This window comes from Synechococcus sp. H55.11, from assembly GCF_047462475.1.
GTDB lineage: Bacteria > Cyanobacteriota > Cyanobacteriia > Thermostichales > Thermostichaceae > Thermostichus.
The window spans coordinates 1-6021 of sequence record NZ_JANSJI010000141.1 but is presented as its reverse complement, the minus strand read 5'-3'; the positions used below and the strand labels follow the sequence as shown (position 1 = coordinate 6021).

Here is a 6021-nt window from a genome sequence, read left to right as displayed (position 1 = left end):
CCGATCTGCTCTTGATGTGGGTAGATCCGCGGATCCGGCCTGAGTCTTTGCTTTAAGAGCCCTGGATCCTTCCCCAAGAGCTCAGGTTTCTGTTGTACATTGGGTTCAAGTTGGAAAATGAGGGATCCCCCATGCACTTTCGACCCGACGGCGCTCTGGACGACAGCTTGCCAGGAATAGCTGCGGAGGCAGTGGTATGGAATGCGCTACGCCAAGGGCTAGGAGCGGACGCGGGTTATCTTTTCCATCGAGCTGTTCTTTATAATCATCGCCGAGGCAATCCCAGGGCTGAGATCGACATCCTCCTGATTCATGCTGAATTGGGGATTTGGGTGTTCGAGTGTAAGGGCTTTAATCTGTACAATATTGAGAGCATCAACAACAACGAATGGCGCATGCGGCAGTGGCAAAAAGAAACAGAAACCCCTTTACAACAAGCAGGCAGTCAAATGTTTCAAGTCAAGGATTTACTGCGGAAAAAATTGGATATACAAACGCTAATAGATCAGATCAACTTTGATAAGCGGGTGGCTTTGCCCCGGATCCGGCGGCAGGAATGGCAAGAACGTTTTGGGGATCCGCCACTTATAGGGGCCTTGGTGTTTGCTGATGATCTGGAGAAACCCGAGCATCTGAAACAAAGATTGTATGAGGCTAGGCGGGTTGCCCAAGCTCCTCTCCACGAAGGAAAGCTAAAGCAGATTGTTCGGCATTTGGGCTTAGATTTGGAAGATGCTACCAATAGCCAGCCTAACTATGGCTACGATTCACAAATGGTGATCCGGCGCGTCCAAGAAGGGATCTTCAAACTCGATGAAGACCAACGCAAAATTGCCACCCAATATCCTGAGGGGCCGCAGCGGTTGCGGGGCCTGGCGGGGACGGGCAAAACCGTAGTCTTGACTCGCAGGGCAGCCAAAATCCACGCTGACCACCCGGATTGGGACATCGCCGTAGTTTTCTACACCCGCTCTCTCTATGAGCAAATTCGCAGGCAAATCTCAGAAGTCTGTCAGAGCAAGTTTGACATCGAGCCAAATTGGCAAAAGCTTCGGGTGATGCATGCCTGGGGATCCCAGGATCAGCTTGGGTTTTATCGCCTGCTCGCTCACCAATGTGGCTTAACGCCCAAAAGCCTGGATCGGGCAAGGGCAGAGTTAAGGGATAAAAATGACCATACAACGGAGCCCTTCGACTATGTCTGCCAAGAGTTAGAAGAGAAAGCCAAGGAAATCCCTCAACTTTTTGACGCCATCTTGATCGATGAAGGTCAAGATTTGCCGCCCGCCTTTTACCGTTTAGCCTATCGAACTTTACGGGATCCCAAGCGGCTCTACTGGGCCTATGACGAAGCCCAGGGCATTGGCTCGTTGACGGTGCCGGGGGCAGCCGAGCTATTCGGGCGCGACGAGACGGGCAAACCCAAAGTGCAGTTGGGAGGGAGAGCCGCCTTTGTGTTGCGCAAGTGCTACCGCACTCCAAAGATTATCCTCATGGCTGCCCATGCCCTCAACATGGGTCTTTTGCGTGGAGGCCAGCCTTTGCAGGGGGTTACTCAAAAAGACCAGTGGGAAAACTTGGGTTACGAAGTGATAGAAGGTGATTTTCGTAAGCCTGGATCTCCAATTACCCTCACCCGCAAGGCTTGCCATCCCGTCGATCAAGAAAACTTTGATCCCAAGGTGGATCCCCAGTCGCTGCTGGTCTGGCGCACCTTCCCTTCTGAGGAAGAGGAGCAGAATTGGATTGCCCAACAGATCGAGCGCGACCTGAAGCAGTGGAGTTTTCGGCCGGAAGATCTTCTAGTTACAAGTGTAGCCAGCTTCAGAGGGAGCAGACCCTACTGGGAAAGCCTAAAGGCCAGGCTCAAACAAAGAGGAATTAGCGCCCTCATTGCCGGCGAAGATGCCGATCGGGATATTTTCCGCTTGCCGGGGCATGTCACCCTGTCGGGGATTTTCCGGGCCAAGGGCAACGAAGCTTGGAAAGTCTACGTCTGCCAGTTTCAAAACGTCACCGAGCCGGGGCTAAGTGTAGAGGAGCAACTGCGCCGGCGCAATCAAGCTTTTGTGGCCTTGACACGCACCAAGCTCTGGTGTGTGGTAACAGGGATCTCCCCCAAAGATCAACTGGCCCCCGCCTTCCAAGAGCTGCGGCAGGCCAAGGAGCAGTACCCCTACCTACGCTTCCCAGCTTTTAACAAGGGATCCCTGCGGCGGGTTCATGAGGTGGATCTGGACTTGGAAGGTGCTTGAAGAACTACCGTCTGCCCTCAAGCGAGCCCAGCTCTGTCATCGCTTTTGCCATGTCGTCTAGGTCGTTCACCTTCTCCTCAATGGCTGCAAGAATTGCGTCGTAGGTGTTGGCCGAGGCGGAGGTGGCGGCAGCTTTGGTGGTAGAAGTGGAGCTGAATCCCTTTCCAAACCCAGACGGGTGGGCGGCAAAGTTGCCAGAACCTGTTGCTTGGCGAACTTGATTGAGGCTGGCAATCTCTTGGGCCAAAAGATCCCGTTGTGAGTGGAGCTGATCGAGTTTGGCAGCGCCCTCTTTCAAATACTGAACAAGCTTCTGTTTTTTGGCTTGCAAATCTTCTATTGAGGCTTTTAGATTTTGCTCTTCTGCACGCAGTTGCGCCAGCCATGCTTGCTGAGATCGGATCTGGGATCCCAACTCACAATGGGCTTGAGGATCAGTTCCATCGCCCGCTTCCTCTTCCTGCCGAACGGGTGCCCAATTGGCAAGAGCAGCCCGCAGATCGGCCAGCTCGTTTTGCAGGTGTTGTAGACCTAACTCTTGCTGGCTTTTGAAGTACTCCAGGGATTGCTCCAGCAGTTGGGTTTTGGCTCTGGCTTCACTCCCGGCCAGGGCGGAAGCGAGGTAGCCGGTCATTCCCGTAGCCAAAGCGGCTGCCCCCGATTGCCACAGGGATCCACCGGATCCCAGGCTGCCGAGGGCTACAGCAAGGCCAGCCAAGGTGGGAAAAGCATTGACCCAAAGCTGGCGAGAGGTAGCAAGCTTCATAGTCGGCCCCACAGTAGAACGACAGGGTTGGCTTGATCTTATGGTCTTTTCAAACAGTTGTTATGAAACAGCTTATTGGACTCATCTTTGGCTCCCCTCTTCCCTATGAACTGGAGCACAAGACAGGATTCCTATGCTGGAGTCATCAAGATCGAGTTCAGCCAAGAATTTAAACAGGCGGCTCAATGGTGGAGACAATGTCCTGAATCACCGCCTCTGCCTCTTGCCGTCGGTTACCGGCCATCTCTCCCGACCCAGCCAGGAGAACCCGATGGGCCAGTACCGAGACGAACAACGCTTGCAGATCTTCCGGCAAACAGAAGCTGCGCCCTTTTACCAGCGCCTGAGCTCGTGCCGCCCGCGCCAAGGCCAGCGCTCCACGAGTGGATACCCCTGCCCGCAGCAGCTTGGAAACACGAGTGGCCTGCACCACCTGCAAAAGATAGTCCGCCAGGGATCCGTCCAGGTACACCTGATCCACCGCCGCCTGGATCTCTCGCAACTCACCCAAAGAGAGAACCGGCTGCAGAGCCTCCACCGGCTCGGCTTGTTGCCGTTGCAACAGCAAAGCTCGCTCTATCTCAGGGCTGGGGTAGCCAATCGACAACCGCACCAAAAACCGATCCAACTGACTTTCTGGCAGAGGATAGGTGCCGTGGTATTCCAAAGGATTTTGGGTGGCCAACACAATAAAGGGGCTGGGCAGCGGGTAGGTGCGATCGTCCAGCGAAACCTGCCTTTCCGCCATTGCCTCCAGCAGGGCGCTCTGAGTGCGGGGCGAGGTGCGGTTGATTTCATCCGCCAAGATCACATGGGCAAAAATGGGGCCAGGGCGAAATTCAAAATCCCCTTTTCCCTTATTGAACAGGGTGAGGCCAAGGATATCTGTCGGCAATAAGTCGCTGGTAAATTGAATCCGTTGAAACTTGGCTCCCAAACTGTGGGCGATGGCCCGCGCCAACGTGGTCTTGCCTACACCGGGCACATCCTCCAGCAAAACATGACCTTCCGCAACCAAGGCCATGACCACCGCTTGCACCACCTGTGACTTGCCCTGAAACACCGATTCGATGTTGGCAATCAACTTGCCAATCTGTTGGTGCAAGGCTTGCAATCGTTCCACCGGGATCCGCGCCGAACCAGCACGGGTGCTGACACTCGCCATAAACCATTCCCAAAGGGGCCTATTCCACCTTACCGGCTGGATCCCCTTGCCTGCTCAGGACGGAATCTCACCAAACCCCGGCGAAAAACCGGAGTATCATAGACCTAGGCTCTCCCGGAAGGATGGATATCTTGGAACTGTCTTGTAAAAGTGAATATGCTCTCCTGGCCCTTCTGGAATTGGCCCAGCACTACAGCGATGGCCAGGTGCTGCAGATTAAAGAAATTGCGGCCCATCAGTCCATACCCGATCGCTACCTGGAGCAATTGCTGGCCACCTTGCGCAGACAAGGGTTGGTGCGCAGTCAACGGGGAGCAAAAGGAGGCTACTCCCTGGCCCGAGCGCCCTGGCAGATCTCGCTGTTGGACGTTATCCAGGCCATCGAGGGGGAAGATCTCGCCCGTTCCCGCGAGTGGTCCCCAAGCGATCTCACCCCAGAGCGGGAAGTGCTCCTGAAAGCTTGGCAAGATGCCCAAGCGGCGGCAGTAGCCATTCTCCAGAAGACCACCCTGCAAGACCTCTGCGACCGGCAGGCACAACAGCAACAGGCGCGGCTGATGTACTACATCTGAGCTGCGTGCAATACCCCACAGTTGTTCCTCTCCCAAAGCCGCAAGGACTCTGTTCTGCAAAGAGGAGAGGCTGGGATCCCTAGCCAGTTTTGGGTTATCCTGAAGCCCACTGCTTTTTGAATTGAGCCGTTCCCATGACTGTTCGCTCTTCTCGCTCCCAGGCTGCTGATACGTTTTCTGCGGAAGATTTTGCCCGGGCTTTAGACGGGCAAAACCTCAACTTTCAACCGGGACAGGTGGTGCAAGGCCGCATCTTCCAACATCAGAACGATGGCGCTTTGGTAGATATTGGCGGCAAATCTCCGGCCTTTTTGCCCCTTAAAGAAGCCGGGATCCGCTCAGGAGAAGATTTGAGCGTGCTTTTTCCCTTGAAGACAGAAGCCGAGTTTCTCATTGTGCGGGAAGATGCAGAGGGGCAGATTGTGCTTTCGGCGCGGCGGCTCCGGCTGAAGCGGCTTTGGGAGGAGCTGGCCCAAAAGCAAGCCAGCGGCCAGACGGTAACCGTTCGGGTGATCGGCACCAACAAAGGCGGCGTGGTGGTGGATGTGCAGGGGCTGCGCGGCTTCATTCCCCGCTCCCACCTCAGCCAACGGGAAGGTCTAGAGGAGCTGGTGGGCCAATCCCTGACGGCAGGCTTTATCGAGGTGAACCCAGAAGCCAACAAGCTGGTGCTCTCCCAGCGGGTGGCTGTGAAATCCGAGAACCTGAGCCGTTACACCAGCGGCCAAGTGGTGGAGGGCAAGGTCAGCGGACTAAAACCCTTTGGCGTGTTTGTGGATTTGGAAGAGGGGGTAACCGGGCTACTACACATCAAGCAGGTTAGCCAAAGCTTTGTGGCCTCGCTGTCGGATTTGTTTAAGCCAGGCCAACGCCTCAAAGCCGTCGTGCTCGATGTGGATGAGACCAAGGGGCGGATGGCCCTCTCCCTGCGGGTGCTGGAAAAGCATCCGGGTGAGGTGCTGGAGCATCTGGATACGGTTATGGACGAAGCCGAAGAGCGGGCCAGCAAGCTAAAAGGGAGGATCACAGCCGACGGCCAAGTCATCTGATCCCGATCCCTGCCTCGAGTTTGGATGCGAGATCCCTAGATCGATGGCAAAACGCCTTACGGCAATCAAAGGAAAATCATCGGTTTGAGCGGCGATGGAATGAGTTTCCAATTTCTAGGGATCCCCCGAAGAGCTAACCGCTCGCCTCCCCTCTCCCAGTGGGAGAGGGGCCAGGGGTGAGGGAAGTTGGATCCCCCCGAAGGAGAAACATCCT

The 6021-nt window shown here is 55.4% G+C and carries 5 protein-coding genes; 3 read left to right on the top strand and 2 right to left on the bottom strand.

Translation table 11 applies throughout. The annotated features are described in order from the left end of the window. Positions 1 to 131 precede the first annotated feature (131 nt). A complete protein-coding gene (locus NW853_RS06145; protein WP_414348360.1) occupies positions 132 to 2255 on the top strand; it encodes a DEAD/DEAH box helicase in 2124 nt (707 codons plus the stop codon). A 4-nt stretch (positions 2256 to 2259) separates the two neighbouring features. On the opposite strand, the gene NW853_RS06140 is transcribed toward NW853_RS06145, so the two are convergent. Together NW853_RS06140 and NW853_RS06135 are read right to left on the bottom strand one after the other, a co-directional pair. Then, entirely contained in the window at positions 2260 to 3021 is a 762-nt protein-coding gene (locus NW853_RS06140; protein ID WP_414348357.1) for a hypothetical protein, read from the bottom strand. 169 nt (positions 3022 to 3190) lie between these two features. Next, positions 3191 to 4186: an AAA family ATPase gene (locus NW853_RS06135; protein WP_414336100.1), complete on the bottom strand. Its 996-nt coding sequence runs from the start codon at positions 4184 to 4186 to the stop codon at positions 3191 to 3193. Positions 4187 to 4317: 131 nt separating this feature from the next. On the opposite strand from NW853_RS06135, the gene NW853_RS06130 reads away from it, so the two are divergent. Further along, positions 4318 to 4758 (top strand): Rrf2 family transcriptional regulator, encoded by a 441-nt coding sequence (locus NW853_RS06130; protein ID WP_414336103.1) that lies wholly within the window; start codon positions 4318 to 4320, stop codon positions 4756 to 4758. Between the two features lie 134 nt (positions 4759 to 4892). Then, on the top strand, positions 4893 to 5807 hold the full coding sequence (locus NW853_RS06125) for a S1 RNA-binding domain-containing protein (protein ID WP_414348354.1): 915 nt from the start codon (positions 4893 to 4895) through the stop codon (positions 5805 to 5807). Positions 5808 to 6021: the final 214 nt, after the last annotated feature.